This is a genomic window from Algibacter sp. Ld11 (genome assembly GCF_045066735.1).
Classification (GTDB): Bacteria; Bacteroidota; Bacteroidia; order Flavobacteriales; family Flavobacteriaceae; genus Algibacter.
Genome location: NZ_JBISHH010000025.1, coordinates 487015 through 506525, shown reverse-complemented (window position 1 = coordinate 506525; position 19511 = coordinate 487015). Strand labels below are relative to the sequence as shown.

The 19511-nt window shown below is 32.1% G+C and carries 16 protein-coding genes; 8 read left to right on the top strand and 8 right to left on the bottom strand.

From position 1 onward, the window contains the following. Positions 1-126: 126 nt before the first annotated feature. From ACJJV4_RS15830 to ACJJV4_RS15800, 7 genes are all read left to right on the top strand, one after another. Complete coding sequence (locus ACJJV4_RS15830) at positions 127-2247, top strand: OstA-like protein (RefSeq protein WP_405296199.1); 2121 nt, start codon at positions 127-129, stop codon at positions 2245-2247. Positions 2248-2266: 19 nt separating this feature from the next. Then, a complete protein-coding gene (locus ACJJV4_RS15825; protein ID WP_405296196.1) occupies positions 2267-3463 on the top strand; it encodes an aspartate aminotransferase family protein in 1197 nt (398 codons plus the stop codon). Positions 3464-3599: 136 nt separating this feature from the next. Beyond that, complete coding sequence (locus tag ACJJV4_RS15820) at positions 3600-4991, top strand: tetratricopeptide repeat protein (protein WP_405296194.1); 1392 nt, start codon at positions 3600-3602, stop codon at positions 4989-4991. 69 nt (positions 4992-5060) lie between these two features. After that, positions 5061-5978, top strand: a complete 918-nt coding sequence (locus ACJJV4_RS15815; protein WP_405296192.1) for a DUF368 domain-containing protein — start codon at positions 5061-5063, stop codon at positions 5976-5978. A 2-nt stretch (positions 5979-5980) separates the two neighbouring features. Next, the gene (locus tag ACJJV4_RS15810; RefSeq protein ID WP_405296190.1) at positions 5981-7000 is read left to right on the top strand and encodes a DUF368 domain-containing protein; all 1020 of its coding nucleotides are present in this window, start codon (positions 5981-5983) and stop codon (positions 6998-7000) included. Between the two features lie 15 nt (positions 7001-7015). Then, positions 7016-7753 (top strand): shikimate dehydrogenase family protein, encoded by a 738-nt coding sequence (locus ACJJV4_RS15805; RefSeq protein ID WP_405296188.1) that lies wholly within the window; start codon positions 7016-7018, stop codon positions 7751-7753. An 89-nt stretch (positions 7754-7842) separates the two neighbouring features. Next, positions 7843-9819 (top strand): DUF349 domain-containing protein, encoded by a 1977-nt coding sequence (locus ACJJV4_RS15800; RefSeq protein ID WP_405296186.1) that lies wholly within the window; start codon positions 7843-7845, stop codon positions 9817-9819. Between the two features lie 98 nt (positions 9820-9917). Here ACJJV4_RS15800 and ACJJV4_RS15795 read toward each other — a convergent pair whose 3' ends face one another. The 7 genes from ACJJV4_RS15795 to ACJJV4_RS15765 all read right to left on the bottom strand — a co-directional run bounded on the left by ACJJV4_RS15795 (position 9918) and on the right by ACJJV4_RS15765 (position 16917). After that, positions 9918-11117, bottom strand: coding sequence for a glutamate-5-semialdehyde dehydrogenase (locus ACJJV4_RS15795; RefSeq protein ID WP_405296184.1), 1200 nt, complete (start codon positions 11115-11117; stop codon positions 9918-9920). A 12-nt stretch (positions 11118-11129) separates the two neighbouring features. Then, positions 11130-11900, bottom strand: a complete 771-nt coding sequence (proB, locus tag ACJJV4_RS15790) for a glutamate 5-kinase (RefSeq protein WP_405296182.1) — start codon at positions 11898-11900, stop codon at positions 11130-11132. Between the two features lies 1 nt (position 11901). Next, a complete protein-coding gene (gene proC / locus ACJJV4_RS15785; protein ID WP_405296180.1) occupies positions 11902-12708 on the bottom strand; it encodes a pyrroline-5-carboxylate reductase in 807 nt (268 codons plus the stop codon). Positions 12709-12743: 35 nt separating this feature from the next. Next, on the bottom strand, positions 12744-12935 hold the full coding sequence (locus ACJJV4_RS15780; RefSeq protein WP_405296178.1) for a hypothetical protein: 192 nt from the start codon (positions 12933-12935) through the stop codon (positions 12744-12746). A 23-nt stretch (positions 12936-12958) separates the two neighbouring features. Beyond that, the gene (locus ACJJV4_RS15775; RefSeq protein WP_405296176.1) at positions 12959-13396 is read right to left on the bottom strand and encodes a GNAT family N-acetyltransferase; all 438 of its coding nucleotides are present in this window, start codon (positions 13394-13396) and stop codon (positions 12959-12961) included. A 325-nt stretch (positions 13397-13721) separates the two neighbouring features. Next, positions 13722-14495 (bottom strand): nucleoside triphosphate pyrophosphohydrolase, encoded by a 774-nt coding sequence (gene mazG, locus ACJJV4_RS15770; RefSeq protein ID WP_405296174.1) that lies wholly within the window; start codon positions 14493-14495, stop codon positions 13722-13724. A 178-nt stretch (positions 14496-14673) separates the two neighbouring features. Further along, positions 14674-16917, bottom strand: a complete 2244-nt coding sequence (locus tag ACJJV4_RS15765; RefSeq protein WP_405296172.1) for an RND family transporter — start codon at positions 16915-16917, stop codon at positions 14674-14676. Between the two features lie 187 nt (positions 16918-17104). Here ACJJV4_RS15765 and ACJJV4_RS15760 point away from each other — a divergent pair, with 187 nt between their 5' ends. After that, the gene (locus ACJJV4_RS15760) at positions 17105-17917 is read left to right on the top strand and encodes a hypothetical protein (protein WP_405296170.1); all 813 of its coding nucleotides are present in this window, start codon (positions 17105-17107) and stop codon (positions 17915-17917) included. A gap of 185 nt (positions 17918-18102) precedes the next feature. Here the strand turns inward: ACJJV4_RS15760 and ACJJV4_RS15755 are convergent, their stop codons facing one another. Further along, positions 18103-19506, bottom strand: coding sequence for a right-handed parallel beta-helix repeat-containing protein (locus ACJJV4_RS15755; RefSeq protein ID WP_405296168.1), 1404 nt, complete (start codon positions 19504-19506; stop codon positions 18103-18105). Positions 19507-19511: the final 5 nt, after the last annotated feature.

Genomic DNA, 19511 nt, shown 5'->3' with positions numbered 1-19511 from the left:
TTTATGGAAAATTCTTAACTATAACTTAAGTTAATCAAAAGCACTTCTAAAATTATTGAAGTGTTTTTTATTTCAATACAATTATACCGTTTAATAATCGTTATTTTTGTCTCAAATATTTTCATTTTGATAAAAATAACAAACATATATACTTTACTCTTTTTCGTTTTTGGACTGTCAACATTTATACATGCACAAGACAAAAAGAAAATTAACATCGAATATGCCGGACGATTAAATGTAGATGAAGAAAATTATCCAGGAGCAAAAGTTCTTACGCGTAATAGTATGCAGCAAGTTCATATTGTGCATGCAGGTAGTAACATGTGGTGCGATAAAGCTATTTATTACAGTGGTGAAAATTTTGTTGAAGCCTACGGAAACGTCATTGTAAAGCAAGGCGACACTATCACCATGACTTCTAAATATGTGGAATATAGCGGTACAACCCAATTAGCTTTTGCAAGTGGTGAAGTTATTTTAAAAAGTCCAAATTCAACAATTTCTACAGATACGTTATATTTTGATAGAGTAAAACAACAATCGTTTTACAAAAGTGGTGGAAATGTTGTTAAAGATTCCTCTGGTACGATTACAAGTAAAATTGGTCGTTATTACATGAATGACAAAAAATTTCAGTTTGTCGAAGATGTAGTTTTATCAGGAGATGGTACGGTAGTAAACTCTAATTATTTTGATTTTTATGAAGATACAGGGCTTGCTTATTTATTTGGCCCATCAACAATAACTACAGAAGATAGTAAAACCTATTGCGAAAAAGGTTTTTACGATACAAAAAACAAAACAGGTTATGCTCTAAAAAATTCTAAGATATATTATGACGATCGTATTATCGAAGGTGATAGTCTTTATTTTGACAATACAAAAAGTTTTGCTTCTGCTACAAACAATATTAAAATTACCGACACCATCAACAGCAGTATTGTAACCGGTCATTATGCCGAAGTTTTTAGGGCTAAAGATTCTCTCTTTATAACTAAACGAGCTTTAGTAACTACGGTACAAGAGAAAGATTCTGTTTATCTGCATGCCGATAAAATTATGGTTACTGGAAAACCAGAAAACCGAATTACTCGTGCTTACTATAATGCTAAATTGTTTAAAACAGATATTAGCGCCAAAGCCGATTCTATTCATGCGAATCAAAAAACAGGACTTACTGAACTCATTAATTTAGATCGTTTTTCATCTACCGATGCCTTTTCAACTAAGCGTCGACCAATTTTATGGAATAACGCAAACCAAATGACGGGAGACACAATTCATTTAATTTCAAATTCGAAAACAGAAAAATTAGATTCACTTCGTGTGTTTAATAATGCATTTATAATAAGTAAAGATACTATTAGTGAAAACGGATACAATCAAATATTCGGTATAACACTTGTTGGATTATTTAATGATGAAAATGAATTAAGAGAAGTTAACATTAATAAAAATGCAGAGTCTATTTTTTATACACGAAACGAAAAACAAGAATTAATAGGTATCGACAAAGCAAAATCCGGCAGTATAAAAATGCTATTTGCAAATAGTGACATCGAAGAATATACGCGTTTAAATACCGTTGACGGAACATTATTTCCTGAAAAAGATTATCAGGAAAAAGATAAATTCCTAAAAGGTTTTGATTGGCGAGAAGATGAGCGGCCCTTAAGCGTAGACGATTTATTTAAAGAAGACGAACCTTTCGAGCTAGCTGTTATAAAAGGATTAGAAGATTATGTGCCGCAAGAAAACTTTTTTGACGAGGAGTTGTTGGAACGAATGAAATTCTCTAGAAAAGATTACAAATTTAGCTTAATAATTGATGATAAAAATAATATTTTAAAGCATCCATCTGAATTTGAAAAATGGATATTAAGAAAAGTAACAGTAAAATCTAATGTTAAAGAATCTCCTGAAAAAGATATTACTGCCGATCAGGTAAAAGGACCTAATAAAGGAACGGGTTATTTATATATTAATACTAAAAAGGTAACCGGTGATTATAAATTTTATATTTGGCTAATGGGAAGCGGAAATCTAGATATAAGTCTTAGACAACAAGCCTCAGGTAGTCCTATATCTACAAAACTTAATATTGAATTGACTAATACTTGGAAAAAATACGAACTAGACACTACAATTAAAGAAGAAGACGAAGCACTCAGGGTTGTCATTAATAGCATTGATAATAAGGATAGCGTATTTATTTGGAATGCGCAGCTATATATAATGCCTTAATTTACGACGATTTACTAAGATGAAAAAAGACTTCTTTAATCACCAAGCTCAAACCTCTCCTCACCCTTTAGCCATGGAAATTTCTCATGCTAAAGGCTCCTATATTTATGATACGAGTAACAAAGCCTACCTAGATTTTGTTGCCGGAGTGTCGGCATGTCCGTTAGGGCACCAACACCCAAGAGTAACTAATGCTATAAAAAACCAACTCGATCAATATTCACACGTTATGGTTTATGGAGAATATATCCAAAAACCAGCCGTAGAACTCACTAAACTTTTAGCAAAATATTTACCAAAATCATTACAATCTACCTATTTAACAAACTCCGGAACCGAAGCTATTGAAGGTGCTTTAAAATTAGCCAAACGCGCTACCGAACGAAGCGAAATTATTGCTGCAAACCAGGCGTACCATGGGAACACTATGGGGGCCATGAGTATTATGGGCTATGAGGAACGCAAACAAGCTTACCGACCCTTATTACCCGATGTTAAATTTATCGATTTTAATAATGAAAACCACATTAATAAAATAACCACAAAAACAGCTTGCGTTATTTTAGAAACCATACAAGGAGGCGCAGGGTTTATTCAACCAAAAAATAATTATTTAGAAAAAGTAAGAAAACAATGTGATGCCGTTGGAGCCCTTTTAATTTTAGATGAAATTCAACCTGGATTTGGGAGAACAGGAAAACTTTTTGGGTTTGAACATTACAATTGTATTCCTGATATTCTAGTTACCGGCAAAGGCCTTGGAGGCGGTATGCCTATTGGTGCATTTACAGCATCTCTAGAATTAATGAATCTTTTACAAGATAACCCTAAACTTGGTCATATCACTACTTTTGGAGGTCACCCAGTAATTGCTGCCTCTGCATTAGCAACTCTAACTGAAATTACTGAAAGTAACTTGATAGAACAAACCCTTCAAAAAGAACAGCTATTCAGAAAACTATTAATTCATCCATTAATAAAAGAAATTCGTGGTATAGGTCTTATGCTCGCCATAATCACACCTTCTGCAGATATAACAAATGCACTAATTTTAAAATGTCAAGATGCCGGATTAATACTATTTTGGCTACTTTTTGAGCCAAAAGCCGTTAGAATTACTCCACCCTTAACTATTTCTAACATCGAAATTGAGGAAGGTTGTTCTAAAATACTTAATATTTTAGACGAAATAAAAAAACACATAAAATACTTATAGACAAGGTTTTATAGTTTTATTTTTTAAAATAAAATAAAAATGTTCATTACTTTGTTAAAAACATTTACCTCAGTTTTGGTGTAAACAATAAATAGAATACTAACTTTAATAAAGTAGAAAACATACAAAAGTGCTTATGGAGTACGGTCACGACCACAATAATAGCTTACCTCTAACTAAATTTGAATCGATGCTTAAAACAAATCATGTTTTATTTTTCGATTCGGAAGAGTTTGAAAATATTATTCACCATTATCTTAACTTAGGAAAAATTGCTTTAGCGAAAAAAGCAATTAAACTAGGTTTAGACCAGCACCCTACATCCATCAATTTAAAATTATTTAGAGTTGAAGTTTTTGTATTTGAAGACAAACTTGAAGAGGCAGATATGCTATTAGATCAACTCTATAGTCTTGATCCGCTTAATGAAGAAATCTACATTCAAAAAGCCAATATTTTTTCTAAAAAAGACAATCACGAAAAAGCTATAGAAGTATTGAAACAAGCTTTAAAATTAGCTGACGATGTAGTTGACCTATACTCGTTAATAGGAATGGAGTACTTGTTTTTAGATAAATTTGAAGAGGCAAAAATTAATTTCATGAAATGTTTAGAAAGTGATATTGAAGACTATTCATCACTTTATAATATTATATATTGCTTCGAATATTTAAATCAAAATGAAGAGGCTATCACTTACTTAAACACCTTTTTAGATAAAAACCCGTATTGCGAAGTCGCATGGCACCAATTAGGTATTCAATATTTTGCACTAAAAAAACTAAAAAAAGCATTAGCTGCATTTGATTTTGCAATTATTTCCGATGATACTTTTATAGGCGCCTATATTGAACGTGGTAAAGTTTTAGAAAAATTAGGACGTTATGAAGATGCTATTGAAAACTATTCAATAACATTAAAATTAGATGACCCTACATCTTTCGCGCTCTTACATATTGGTAACTGCTACGAGAAGCTTAAAAAAGACGATTTAGCACTCCAATATTATGATAGAACCGTACATGAAGACCCTTTATTAGATAAAGGCTGGATTGCTATTACTAAGTTTTATAATAAACGTAAAAACTATCAACGTGCTCTTTATTTTATAAATAAAGCCATCAATATTGATTCGGAGAACGTGATGTATTGGAAACTTTATGCACAAATAAACCAACGTTTAAGTTTTTATGAAGAAGCAGAACGTGGATACAAAAAAACATTAGAATTAGGCAACTACGAATTAAATACATGGTTAACTCGAGGCGATTTACTTATTAAATTAGGTGAAACAGAAGCGGCTATTGATAATTTTGAACAAGCTGTTGAATTTTATTCAGATAGTGCGGAGCTAGAATACCGCCTTGCTGGATTATATTTAGCACTTCACGAAACAGATAAAGGTACATTTCACTTAAAAAACGCCTTTAAAATAAATGAAGAATACAGCTTTATAATTGAGGAACTTTTTCCTGAAATTTACAAAAAAGTAGCTGTGCAAAGCTTACTAAAACAAAATACTAAGTAAGTTTTATATTCTGTATAAACATTTTCATTAAAATACATACCTTTGGTTTTTTACGTAAAAAATCAAAACATGCAAAGACAATTAAAAGACTATTTAATTATTTCGCTTAAAGGGCTTGCTATGGGAGCAGCCGATGCCGTTCCAGGCGTTTCTGGCGGTACTATTGCTTTTATTTCAGGTATTTACGAAGAATTAATAAATTCCATAAGCAACATAAATGCCGATTTAATTAAATCGCTTTTCACTAAAGGTATAAAGCCGTTTTGGCAACAACTAAACGGTAATTTTTTAATAGCACTATTAGCCGGTATTATGGTTAGTTTTGTATCTGTAATGCGCTTAGCCAAATACTTATTAGAAAATCACCCAGTGCTTATTTGGTCTTTCTTTTTCGGCCTTATTGTGGCGAGTATTTTTTTCGTTGGAAAACAAATTCAAAAGTGGAATTTAGCGGTAATTATCAGTTTAATTATAGGAGCCTTTATTGCTTACTACATTACAACACTACCGGCTTCATCTAATAATGAAAACCCTTGGTTTCTTTTTATCGCTGGCGCTATTGCTATTTGTGCCATGATTTTGCCCGGAATTTCTGGAGCCTTCATCTTAATAATTTTAGGTGCATACAAAGCTTTAAGTGATGCTTTTCACGATTTTGACATCAAAAAAATATTAATTTTTGCTACAGGAGCACTTGTGGGCCTTCTAAGTTTTAGTCATTTATTAAAATGGCTATTCAAACATTATCACAATATAACCTTAGCAGTACTTACAGGTTTTATTTTTGGATCTTTAAACAAGGTTTGGCCTTGGAAAAAAACACTAACATGGCACACTAATTCCGAAGGCATTAAATCTGCTGTTTTGCAAGAAAGTGTTTCACCTTTTTCATTCGATGGTAATAACCAATTAGTTTTTGCAGTAACCTTAATGATTCTAGGATTTTTAACTATTTTTATTCTTGAAAAAGTGGGTAATAAAAAGTAATAATGGAAAGCACCAGAACACTTACCGATAAAATTTTTCTAATCCTAAAGGGATTAGGGATGGGTGCTGCCAATAAGGTACCCGGAATTTCTGGTGGTGTTGTCGCTTTTGTTGCTGGTTTTTATGAAGAATTTATTTACTCCCTAAAAAAGGTAAACGGTAAAGCTTTTAAACTCCTAATTAATGGGCGCTTTAAAAGTTTTTACAATTACATAAATGGGCGTTTTTTAAATTTGCTTTTCTTTGGGATGATTGTTAGCTATTTTAGTATTTCTAAAATCCTAGATTATCTTATAAAAGAATATGAGCTCTTTGTTTGGAGTGTATTCTTCGGAATGATAATTGGTTCAATTTATTATATTAATAAAGATTTTAAAGACCGCAATTACCAAACGTATTTATCATTAGCCATTGGTGTTTTACTAGGTGTTGGTATTAGTTTTTTAAACCCCGCTAAAGAAAACGACAATTTGTGGTTTGTTTTTTTCTGCGGAATTATTAGTGTGTCAGGAATGACCTTACCAGGGTTTTCAGGCTCCTTCATTCTAATTTTACTAGGCAATTATGTACTACTTTTAGTTGATTCTGTAAATGCCCTTTACGATACTTTTTCAGAAATAATAAGAGGAGATTTTGGTTTTACTACAAACCCAGAGCGTTTAAGAATGCTACAAGTACTTGCGGTGTTTACTTTAGGTTCTGTTGCGGGTTTAGTAACCTTTTCGCATTTATTAAGTTATATTTTAAAACATTACAAAAGCATTACCACATCATCCATCTTAGGTTTTATTATAGGTTCTTTAGGTGTTGTTTGGCCATGGAAAAAAACAATTTATAAAATAGATGAAAATGGTGGTTTTCTTTTCGATTCTGCAGGTTCCAAGGTTGTACATAATTATCAACGCTTTTTACCCGAATTAAACACCAATACTTATTTAGCGATTGGTTTTATTTTACTAGGCATAGCTTTTGTTTTAGGCTTAGAATGGTACGGACAAAAAACAAGACATATAAAAGAATAATAAAAAAATTATCAAGTGAAAAAACTAGGACTATTAGGCAAAGATATATCATATTCATTTTCTAGAAATTATTTCAAAAACAAATTTGAAAATGAAAAAATAACAGATACGAGCTACGAAAATTTCGATTTAGAAAACATAGATTTATTTCCTTCAATTATAAAAAACACAGAAAACATTAGAGGTTTAAACGTAACCATTCCTTACAAAGAAGCTGTTATGCCTTTTCTTGATAAAATAAATAAAAAAGCGAAAGCTATTGGAGCGGTTAATACCATAAAGATTACAAAAAAAGGTAAACTTGTTGGTTATAACACAGACTGTTATGGTTTTAAAAACACGCTAAAACCTTTCGTAAAATCGCATCATAACAAAGCCTTAATTCTAGGAACAGGTGGAGCAAGTAAAGCGGTGGCTTTCAGCTTAAAAGAATTAGGAATCGATTATAAATATGTATCTAGAAAACACTCGAAAGGCGTAACTTTTACTTATGAAGATTTAACGGAAACTATAGTCGCAGAGCATGAAGTGATTGTAAACTGTACACCTTTAGGTACGTTTCCTAATGTTGAAGTTTGCGCGAATATTCCATACAACGGTATAACGGATAAACATATTCTATTCGATTTAATATACAATCCAGATCAAACTAAATTCCTGAAACAAGGTAAGGACAAAGGAGCGACAACTATTAACGGATTAAATATGCTTAAATTACAAGCAGAAAAATCTTGGGACATTTGGGATTTATAAAAAATATCCATACCTAAGCCTTTGTTAATAATAGACTTGTTAGTATCTTTAAAGTCTATAGTAAAAACTACGAACCTAAACATTTTACAATGTCTGACTTAAATAACCCTAATGCAGAAAACGCAGATCATGCTAAACCTGTAAACAGTGAATCTATTACTCCAGAAACAACAACTCCAGAGGCTGTAACTCCTGAGGATTCACAAACTTCTGAAACACCTATCACAGAAGATACTACATCTGCCCCAGTGAAAGGAGACAATGAAAATGATGAAGTTCTAAATGAAATTGAAGAATCTAATGCTGAAGATGCTGAAGATGAAGGAAACAAAGATAGGCACACTATTGAAGTTAAGGAATACGATAGCATGTCGCTTGAAGCCTTAGCAATTGAATTAGAAAAACTTGTTCAGGGACAAAAAGTACAAGCTATAAAATCTCATGTAGACGGTATTAATGCCGAGTTTAAAACAAAGCATCAAGCTCTAGTTGAAGAGAAAAAAGAAGATTTCTTACATGAAGGAGGAAATGAAATTGATTTCTATTACTCTTCGCCAATTGAAAAAAGATATAAAGCAGCATACAAAGAATACCGTAATAAGCTAAACAACCATTATAAAAGTTTAGAAAAAAACTTAAAGCAAAATTTAACCGATAAGCTTGAAATAATTGAAGAACTTAAAGGTTTAATAAACGTTGAGGAGAATATAAATACGACTTACAAACACTTTAAGGAATTACAAGAACGTTGGAGAACAACAGGACCAATTCCAAGAGATAAATACAATAATGCATGGAATAGCTACCACCACCATGTGGAGTTGTTCTACGATTTTTTACACCTTAACAGAGACTTACGAGATTTAGATTTTAAACATAATTTAGAGAAGAAATTATTAATTATTGAGCGTGCTGAAGAGCTAGCGCAAGATGATAATGTAATGCGATCGTTTAGAGAACTTCAAGAATTACACAAAATGTGGAAAGAAGAGCTCGGCCCAGTTGGTAAAGAACATCGTGAAGAAATTTGGGACCGTTTTAAAGCCGCTACAAAAATAATTAACGATAAGCGACAAGTTTATTATAAAGAAATTGATAAGATTTATGATAAAAACTTAGAGACCAAATTAGAAATAATTTCTAATATTGAATTTGTTGCTGCACAACCGGCAGGTTCACACAGTGAATGGCAAAAACGTATTAAAATTATTGAAGATTTAAGAAATCAATTTTTTAATGCAGGAAAAGTACCTTTAAAAGTAAACGAAGATACTTGGGCTAAATTTAAAGACGCTGTTAGAACTTTTAACAGAAATAAAAATGCTTATTACAAAAATTTAAAGAAGGAGCAATATTCTAATCTACAGAAAAAATTAGAGTTAATAAAAATAGCTGAAGACAACAAAGAAAGCGAAGATACCGCGGTAACGACGCCTTTGATGAAAAAAATTCAAAACGATTGGAAAAAAATCGGTCATGTTCCAAGAAAAGATAGCGACAAAATCTGGAAACAATTTAAGGCAGCCTGCAACCATTATTTCGATAAAATTCACGCAAAAAGAAACGCAGTAAGTCAAGAACATGTAGATGCTTTTAATAAAAAATCTGAATTACTTGAAACGCTTAAAGCTGTAACTCCAACAGATGATAAAGACAAGGATGTTGAAGTGATTAAAGGTCACATCAATACATGGAAAGATTTAGGTCGCGTACCAAACGACAAGCGCTTTATTGAAGATAAATTCCAAAAAACCATTGACGATTTATTATCCAGTTTAAAAATGGATAAAACCGAAATTGAAATGATTAAGTACGAGAACAAACTTGATAGCTTAACATCTTCTGATGGTGATACAAGAAACTTAGATAATGAGCGCTTATTTATCCGTAAGAAAATGGATGAAGTAAAAGCGCAAATTAATCAGTTAGAAAATAACTTACAGTTTTTCACAAATGTGGATGAAGATAATCCGTTGGTTAAAGATGTACATAAAAACATTAAAGGCCACAAAGATTCTCTTGTTCTTTTAAAAGAAAAACTAAGAAAAATAAAAGAGCGTTATTAATTTATAACACTTGTTTATTACAATAGAAAAAACGCAGCTTAGAAAAATTCGAAGCTGCGTTTTTAGTTTCATGTCGTGTTTTCTAAAACACTAAAATATTAAACACGAACATGGCCGTCTCCAAAAACATAATATTTATTGGTAACGAGTTCTTTTAAACCTAATGGTCCGCGATGATGCAATTTATCGGTACTAATAGCAAGCTCTGCTCCTACACCAATTTGTCCGCCATCAGTAAAGCGTGTTGATGCGTTTTGATATACCACAGCGCAATCTACTTGTTCCATGAATTTCTTAGCAATATCGCTATTAGTAGTCATGACTGTAGCAGAATGTCCACCAGAGTATTCGTTTATTTTTTCAATAGCATCAAAAACCGAATTTACGGTGCCAATACAGCATTTCATTTCTAGAAATTCTTGATACCAAATCGAATCATCTGTTATAAATTTTTCATCACTTAAAATCGATTTTGTCTCTTCATCAACTAAAACCTCTACACCACTGTCTTTTAAAATTTCATTTAAATTTAAAATCCTACCTGCATAATCAGGAAGTTTTTTACTCACTAAAATTTTATCTAAAGCATTACATGCCGATATTTTTTGAGTTTTAGCATTTAAAATCACCTCTATGGTTTGTTTCCAATCGGCAGCTTCATCAATGTATAAAAAATTATTACCACGCCCACTTACTAAAACAGCGCACTTGGCATGCTCTTTTACAAACTTAATAAGTTGCTCACCACCTCTTGGCACTATTAAATCGAGTTGTTCGGTAGGGTTTCTTAAAAAGGCCTGAGTTTCCGTTCTATCCATGGTTAACATTTGAATATAATCGGTACTCACATTATGTTCTTCTAATGCCATATGCCACAGTTTTACAATAGCTGTGTTACTGTGTACGGCTTCTTTACCTCCTTTAAGTAATATTTTATTATTGGCTTTAAAAGCAAGTACTGTGGCCTCTACAGTTACATCTGGTCTAGATTCATAAATAATCATAATAGTTCCAAATGGTGCTGTTTTATTCACAACATCCAAACCGTTATCAAACTGTTTTCGGCTAATTATTTTATTAACAGGATCTTCCTGTTCTCGAACCACCTGTATTGCGGTAATCATACCATCGACCTTATCGTTATTCAAAATTAAGCGATCGTACATGGCTTGATCTTCTTGATTAAAAGCCGCTATATCTTTTTTGTTTGCATTTAATAAACTATCCTGATGTTCCTTTAAAAGAACCTCCATACTTTTTAAAACACTATTTTTTATTTCTTCTGATAATAATTCCATTTTCTCTTTTTTTTATAGTGACACCTTAGTTCCTACAGCTTTTCCATCTATAATATCGATAATGGTGTTATCACTTTTTCCATTAGCAATAAAAGTTGGAATATTGTTGGCTGCGGTTTGTTGCGCATAATCTAATTTAGATCCCATACCACCACGGCCTTCTCCTTCACCTTTATTATTGTCCTGAATATATTTATTAAGATCGTCTCCCGGATCTACATTTTTTATTAAATCGCTACTATCCGCTTCCGGATGCCCTGTATAAAGGCCATCTATATCAGTTAAAATAATTAGTTTATCTGCGTTAATTAGCTGAGCAATTAAACTCGCCAGCTCGTCATTATCAGAAAACATAGACATGGTTACCGATACGGCATCATCTTCATTGGCAATAGGAATAACGCCTTCTGAAAGTAAACCTTCACAACAGTTAATCATGTTTTGCCTATGCATTCCTGGGCTAAAATCTCGCTTTGTAGGTAGTACTTGGGCACACTTCATTCCGTAATCATGAAAAATATCATAATAAAGACGCATCATTCTTGGTTGCCCAATAGACGAATATACTTGGCGTCTAACTGTTTTATCTTTAATTTTAGATTTTCCTAAAACTTCTTTTCCTGCAATGGCAGAACCAGAGGAGACTAATATCGTCATGATATCACGCTCGTAAAGCTCTGCTATTTGTTTTACCAATCGTCTTAAAACTGGTCTTACAATTCTATTATCTTTGTTGGTCATTACATTAGTACCAACCTTAATTACTATTCTTTGTTTACACATTTTAGTGTTCTTTTCCCATTTCTACTGCACGACTAAATGCAGCAAAAGCGGCTTCTTTAATTAATTCATTAACATTATTGTCTTCCATAGAGTCTAGCGCGGCACGTGTAGTTCCTCCTTTAGAAGCCACTCTATCCATCCACGAATTTGGAGATAAATTAGATTGATTAAAAAGTTCTACAGCACCTGTAAAAGTTTGACTAACCAATACTGTAGAGTCGTTTTTAGAAAAGCCCATTTGTAAGGCCGCTTCCATCATACTTTGCATAAAATAGAATACATAAGCTGGTCCACTTCCCGAAATACCCGTAGAGGCATCTATAAAGTTTTCGTTAGAAACTCGCATTGATTTACCTGTGGTATCTAATAAACTTTCTACCGTTAGCATTTCTATTCTTGAAATTTCTGGTGATGTTACGTAAGATGTTAAACCTTTACCAATTTGCGCTGGTAAATTTGGCATAGCTCGTACTACTTTGTCTAACCCTGTTAGTTCTTTTATAGAAGCTATTGTTACGCCTGCCATAATAGAGACAATAATTTGTTGCGTGTTTACTAATTTACTGATGGCTTTAAAAACACCTTCTGCATGGTATGGTTTTACTGCAATAAAAATGATATCTGCTTTTGGCACGCAGTCTTCAAGCTCTTTAAATGCATCAAAATGTGATATTTGATTTAGTTCTTCCAATTTCTCTTCAGATTTATCCAAAACCATAATATTTCTCTTTTTTAACAGTCTAGATTTAGACATGCCTTGCGCATAAGTAAGCCCCATGTTTCCTGCTCCAATTACCAGTACTTTCATTTAATATATATTTAAATTAATTATTAAAAATTCGGTTAAACAAAAAGAATACAATCTTTGTAATCTTTAACTTCACCATAATATGTTTCGCGATATTTATGAAGCGTTTTTATAGGTAAACCAAACAAGTACTTTTTAATATGTGTTACTTTGCTTGTAAGTTCCCCCATTTTCACGCTATGTATTTTCTCGTAAGATGTTTTTCTTTTTACTTGTATAATTTTCATTTTATTTGTTTTTTTTGAATGGATTATCGAACTAATCGCATTTCTATATTTCTTTCTTTAAACCCTTGTTTTTCGAATAATTCTATAACTGGATTATCTTTATTAACATGTATTGCGATATCACCATCACAATACTTTATGGTATGTTCTATTAACTTCTGGGCAATCCCATTACCTCTACATTCGGTTTTAACAGCCATATATACCAATATGTTTTCTGCTAAATACTCGTTCATACCTGTTCTATTAACAACTATGGCTCCTAAAATTCCTTGTTTGTTTTCCATAATAAAAACATAACCACCAAGTCCTGGAACTTCTTTTGCGGCATACATAACCGATTTTTGAATGGCGCTTTTGGTGTCTGTGAACTCACCAGAATGCTCATGCAAAAACTTGGAAATACGTGATATATCATTAATTGATAGCCTCGAAAAGGCATCAAAAGTTGTAATAGTCATTAAATGAATATTATTTGTGGTTATACCTGAATTTAGGTAAAACAGAAAAAATGAGATAAACGCAAAAAACTATTCACTTATAAACTAATAAGTAAAGAATTAACGTTTAAAAATTGAGTAAGGAGATTGGCTGGATACTAGAATGCAGGAGGAATGAATTTATCCGACTGATTTCTAAAAACTAGAAAGTTGAAGTTAAAGATTCTGATATTTCTCTTTTCATGTATGCCTTTTACCATGGTGCAAATTTAGAAAAAACGAACCCTAATAACAAATTAAGCATGTTAAGGTTATGACAATTCGAAAAAAGCCTTGCATATTAAATTTATAGATTTTTGGCCTCTTCCCAAAACACATCCATTTCGGCAAGTGTCATGTCGCTTAAAGGTTTATTTAGGCCCTTTGCTTTTTCTTCTAGATATTGAAAGCGCTTAGTGAATTTTTTATTGGTGCGTTCTAGAGCATTTTCTGGGTTTATCTTTTTAAAACGCGCATAGTTCACTAAAGAGAATAACACATCTCCAAATTCGCTTTCCATAGCATCTTGGTCGTTTGCTTCAACTTCTACTTTAAACTCATTAAGTTCCTCTTCTACTTTCTCCCAAACCTGAGCAGGTTCTTCCCAATCGAAACCAACACCAGCAACTTTTTCTTGAATACGACCAGCTTTAACAAGAGCTGGCAAACTTTTTGGGACACCTTCCAAGACACTAGATTTCCCTTCTTTTAGTTTTAAATTCTCCCAATTTCGCTTAACGTCTTCTTCATTTTCAACTTTAACATCGCTATAAATATGCGGGTGTCTATGTATCAGTTTTTCGCAAATAGAATTACAAACATCGGCGATATCAAAATCTTTGGTTTCACTACCAATTTTAGCATAAAACACAATATGCAAAAGCACATCGCCCAATTCTTTTTTTACTTCCTCTAAATCTTTATCTAAAATAGCATCGCCCAGCTCATAAGTTTCTTCTATGGTTAAGTGCCGAAGCGTTTCCATGGTTTGCTTTTTATCCCACGGGCACTGCTCACGAAGTTCGTCCATAATAGTTAATAATCTATCGAATGCTTTTAATTGATTTGCTCTAGAATTCATGAAAAATTGGAATTGTATTCTTTTTTGTAAAAATACAGTTTCTACTATTTATAATTTTAGTTTACTAGAATAAAATAATGTTGCGCTCTATTCTTAGTGTTAATAACACTTATTTTTCTTCAACCTATAAAACTTAAACAGCATAATATCGAAAATATTACAACCTCATAATTTAGTTTTAAAGACGTTTTTTAAACCATTTTAAAATAATAATTGGAGCTAAAATTAAATCGACAAATAAGGTTATAATAACAATAAGCCCTACCAATAAACCAAGTATAAAAATTTCTAAAGAGCCCGAACTCATTAAAATAAAAAAACCACCAACAAGAATAATACTCGTGGCCAAAATAGCTTTTCCGCATTCTAAAACAGCTGTTTTAATTGCATATTCTACTGTGCCTCCTTTTTTACGTTCCCATTGAAACTTACTTAAAAGGTGTATAGTATCATCGACAGCAATTACAAAACCAACAGTAAAAATAAGTGCAATTTCGGCTCTTAAATCTACTTTAAAAAAGCCCATAATTCCGGCCGTAATAATGAGAGGAATTAAATTGAGAAAAACGGCCAAGATACCTAAAGTCATGTTTTTATAAACTATTCCTAAAGTAATAGACACAATTATTATGGCTATTAAAAGTCCAAAAAATGTGTTTTCTATACTCTTTTCCTGTGATATATCAATAAGCATATCTATACCAGAGAGTCTTGCTTCTATAGGCTTAGCAGCAATTAAACCCGTTACATTCTCTAATATATCTTTATTGATGGCATCTATATCATGCTTTCCCAAATCTTGCATTTGAGCATTAAATTTGAAGATTGTTCGTTCTTTATTGGCTAAATAATCTTCCTTTAAAATAGACACTAACTGCTTTTCATATTTTTTAATAGTTTTGGTATCTAACGGTAAAGGCCTTTCTTTATAAGTGTTTGGATAATAGGCCTGACTCATAATTTGATAATAATTTACGGGCGATTTTACATCGTTTAAATTTGGATGTTGCGCTAAGTAATTATCGATGGCATAAACGGTTTCTAAAAGTTCAGGTTCATTTAATTTCTTATTATTTTTAGATGACAGAACAAGCTCGAATGTTCTAGAACCACCAAAATTATTTTCGAAGAATTTATAACTACTATACAAATCCGTTTTTTCGGGGAAAGAATAGTGACTGTTGTTTGTGCTTATTAAAGTGATACCGTAGCAACTTATAGCCAGTAATACAGTAAACGCCACTATTACGGTATTAGAATATTTATAAATACCATCTAACTTTTTAAAAACCTTGTTTGATAACAATGTAAACGGTTTACTAATAGTAAATAAGTTTCCCTTTTTTAAACCGCTAAAAAATATAGGTAAAAATATTAAGGTTAATACGAAGGTTAAAATTACCAAAATAGCCGATTCTACTCCAAAATTACGCATGGCTTGCATAGGCGACAAATACAAAACTAAAAAACCAACAGCGGTTGTGAAAGATGTTATTAATGTTGTAAACCCAATTTCACTTAAAGCATTTTTGGTTGCTTTTTTAGATGATAATCCTTTTTTTACTTCAATGTCATATTTTATGCACAGATGAATAACATCAGAAACTGCAACAATTAAAATTATAGTAGGAAACAAATTCGACATGGTACTTATTGGTCTGCCCAAATACACCATACTACCTAAAAACAGAATAATAACTATAATAACCAAGAGTATTGGGAATAAAATAGCTACTGGCTTTTTAAAAATAAAAATTAAACTCAAACATAAAAAAATAGAAATCCAGAAACTAAACGTAAGTATTTCTTCTATTAATATGTTTTTAAAAGACACATCAATAACTTCTCGTCCCCACAAAAAGGTAGTTAGCTCTCCATAGCCATCCCTAAGCCCATTAATATTTGCAATTAATTTATCTAAGGGTTTTGTCTCTAAATTCCGTTCGGTTTCTATCCATAAAAACAAGGCATTCCCTTTTCTATTTATAAAACTTTTAGGCAACTCATCGGTCAAAATTTTCTTTTCGTTGTAAGCTAATTGTCCGCTATCTTCAATCTTTAAATAGGGTACGCCAATAATACCAAACATGCTTTTTATTGGGTAAGACAGCGTTAGTAAACTGTTTACTTTTTTTATGTTAGGTATTTGTTTTAAGCTATCGGTAAGCGCCGTAATTTTATTAAGAAAATCTACATCAAAAACAGAATTCTGATGTTTTACACCCAACAGAATTAAATTATCTTGGCTAGAAAATTCCGATTTCATATCCTGATAAAAGGTATAATCAGCATCGTCCTCATGAAAAAACTGAGAAATATCGGTATCTACTTCTATGTTTGGAGCTTTTATTGCTGCCAAAACCACGAGCAAAACTAATGTTGCAACCCAAATATACTTATATTTTAAAAGTTTTTCAATCATAATTATTGCACCTATTTATCTAAAAAAACACAAGATACAAAGCTCATTTTATATTAAATCACCTTGGCTATAATCTATTTGAAAAGAACGAAAATTTAATTATTACAATCTTTAGCATTTTTTATAAAATTAAATAGATTAGTTGTTACTTTTGAATGCTAGAAAATAAACGATTTAAATAATAAAAATGATAGAATTACTATTTGTAATTAAACTACTTGTTGCCATAGCATTTGTTATCGGTTTATCTCTACTTGCTGAAAATGTAAGTCCAAAAGTAGCTGGGGTTTTATCTGGATACCCAACAGGGTCTGCTATAACATTATTTTTCTTCGGGCTTGAAGTAAGCCCTGAATTTGCTGCAAAAAGCGCTGTTTATAATATGATTGGTTTAACGGCTGCGTTATCTTTTGTTTATATTTATTATATAGCCTCAAAATACTTTTCCAAATTCAATATTCTCTTATCTTCTTTAACAGCTTTATTTGGATATTTTATAGTCGTGTCGCTATTACACCTTGTTGAAATTAATAAATATATTGCCATATTTATACCTATTGCTTTTTCGTTTCTATTTATACATCTTTTTAAAAATATTGAGAATATTAATATCCAGAAAAAAGCAAAACTTAATTATAAAATTCTGTTTGTACGAGCCTTTTTTGCTGCGCTAATAATTTTACTAATTACGAGTGTTCCAAAATTTGTTGGACCAACTTGGGCGGGTCTTTTTTCGGCCTTTCCAACGACCTTATTTCCATTAATGCTAATTATTCACTTTACATACTCTAAAGAACATGTACATACGGTAATAAAAAATGTTCCGGTGGGTATGTTTTCTTTAATAATTTATTCATTAGTCATTTCCATTGTATATCCATTATTTGGTATTTACTACGGCACACTTATTTCTTTTGGAGCGGCTACTATTTACCTTATTGCTTACAAAAAGGTAATTAGTTTTAAGAACAAGCGCCAACTAAAACAAACTTTAGATTAAAAATTAAGCAAGCAAACATTTGCGTTAGGGATTGAACGGCCTGTTTGAAATCCTTTTTGTTTTCCTTAAAAAAACAAAAAGATTGAGTAGTGAAAGCCCGACCCTTTTCGGGTAACGCCCATTTTAATACAATAGCACTAATTTATACATGGTGTTTTAATTGATTTTAAATTGGGCTTTTGCTTTTAATGGCTATTGTTAGTACCTAAATCTTTTACAGTTCCTACGGATTTAATTTGCACGTCCGAACTCTTTTTAGATAAGAATATTGGATAATTAGTGAGGTTATTTAATTGAAAGTTGGATCCTTTAAAATCATTTTGATTCGGAAAATTGCCGTGTAATAAACGAATATTGTTTTTTTCGCCACCTACTTGAATTTTAAGGCCGTTTTTAGCGCCTTCATCACTACCTCGTAATATGATATTGTGTTCGCGACCTCCTATGTAGGCCACGCTTCCAGAACCATTCATGTAAATATTACTCGCAGGAATTATTGTAATATCGGCATTGAAGCTTTTATCGTTTTCGTAAGTCGATGAATATACGGGACCATAACTACAGTCTGCTCTACAATTAATAACATCTCCAGAACCTAATGAAAACCCATTTTCACATCCAATAACGGTGCAGTTTTCTACATATTTTTTACCCCTAGCGTGCGCTAAAGTTACGCCTGTTCTCATGTTTTTAATAGTATTATTTAATATGGTTGGGTTAGATGTGCCGCGCTTGTATAATTTACCATCAATAATAGTTTCTCCGGCATTATAAGCACGTATACCCGCTTCACCAGTGCTTAACATATAGCCTTTTGGAAGTTGGTAACCCCAAACGGTCATGAAATCGACCTTATCGGCTGGAGAACCTGTACCTTTTTCTAATAACATATTATCTGTACTTCGCATTTCGCCTTCTACATAACAGCCTTCTATCACTGGGTTGCTAGCCGCTTGCATGAACAAACAATGTCCGTAACTTCTATGAATAAAAGTTGAGTTTTTTAAATGATTGGATTCGCCTCTTAGCAAGCAAGAACTATGTTTTTGATGTCTAATTACATTTTTTCCGCCCTTGCCAAATGCATCGCCATACCCATAAGGAAAAGAGCCTTTAGCGGCTACGTAGAAACCTTCAACAAGATTCTCTTTCCCATCCATACATATATTTAGTGCGCCTTTTGTTGGTCCATCGTACACAGAACCGTCGTCTATTAATGTAAGGTTTTTAAGAATATTATTATTCCCAATAATTTGAATTTCGTTAATTCTAATGTTTCCATAAGATTGAAAAACCTTTGTTTCTACCTTAATGGTGACTCCGGAAAAATCGTATGTGCTATTATTACCCTCAAAAAGCAAAAGAACTTTACATTCTTTACCCACGAATGACGATTTTGAATACAGGCCGTTTTTTACATCGGCTGCTGTTATGGAATATACACCTGGCGCCATTTTTACTTGAACATTATCTTGACTTAAATATGGGACTAACTCGCTTAAAGAGTTCACCGCTATTTGCGCATTAACTTTTAAACTTAAAATAAAACATATTATAAGTAATACCTGTGCGTTTTTATGTGTTGACATTTTAT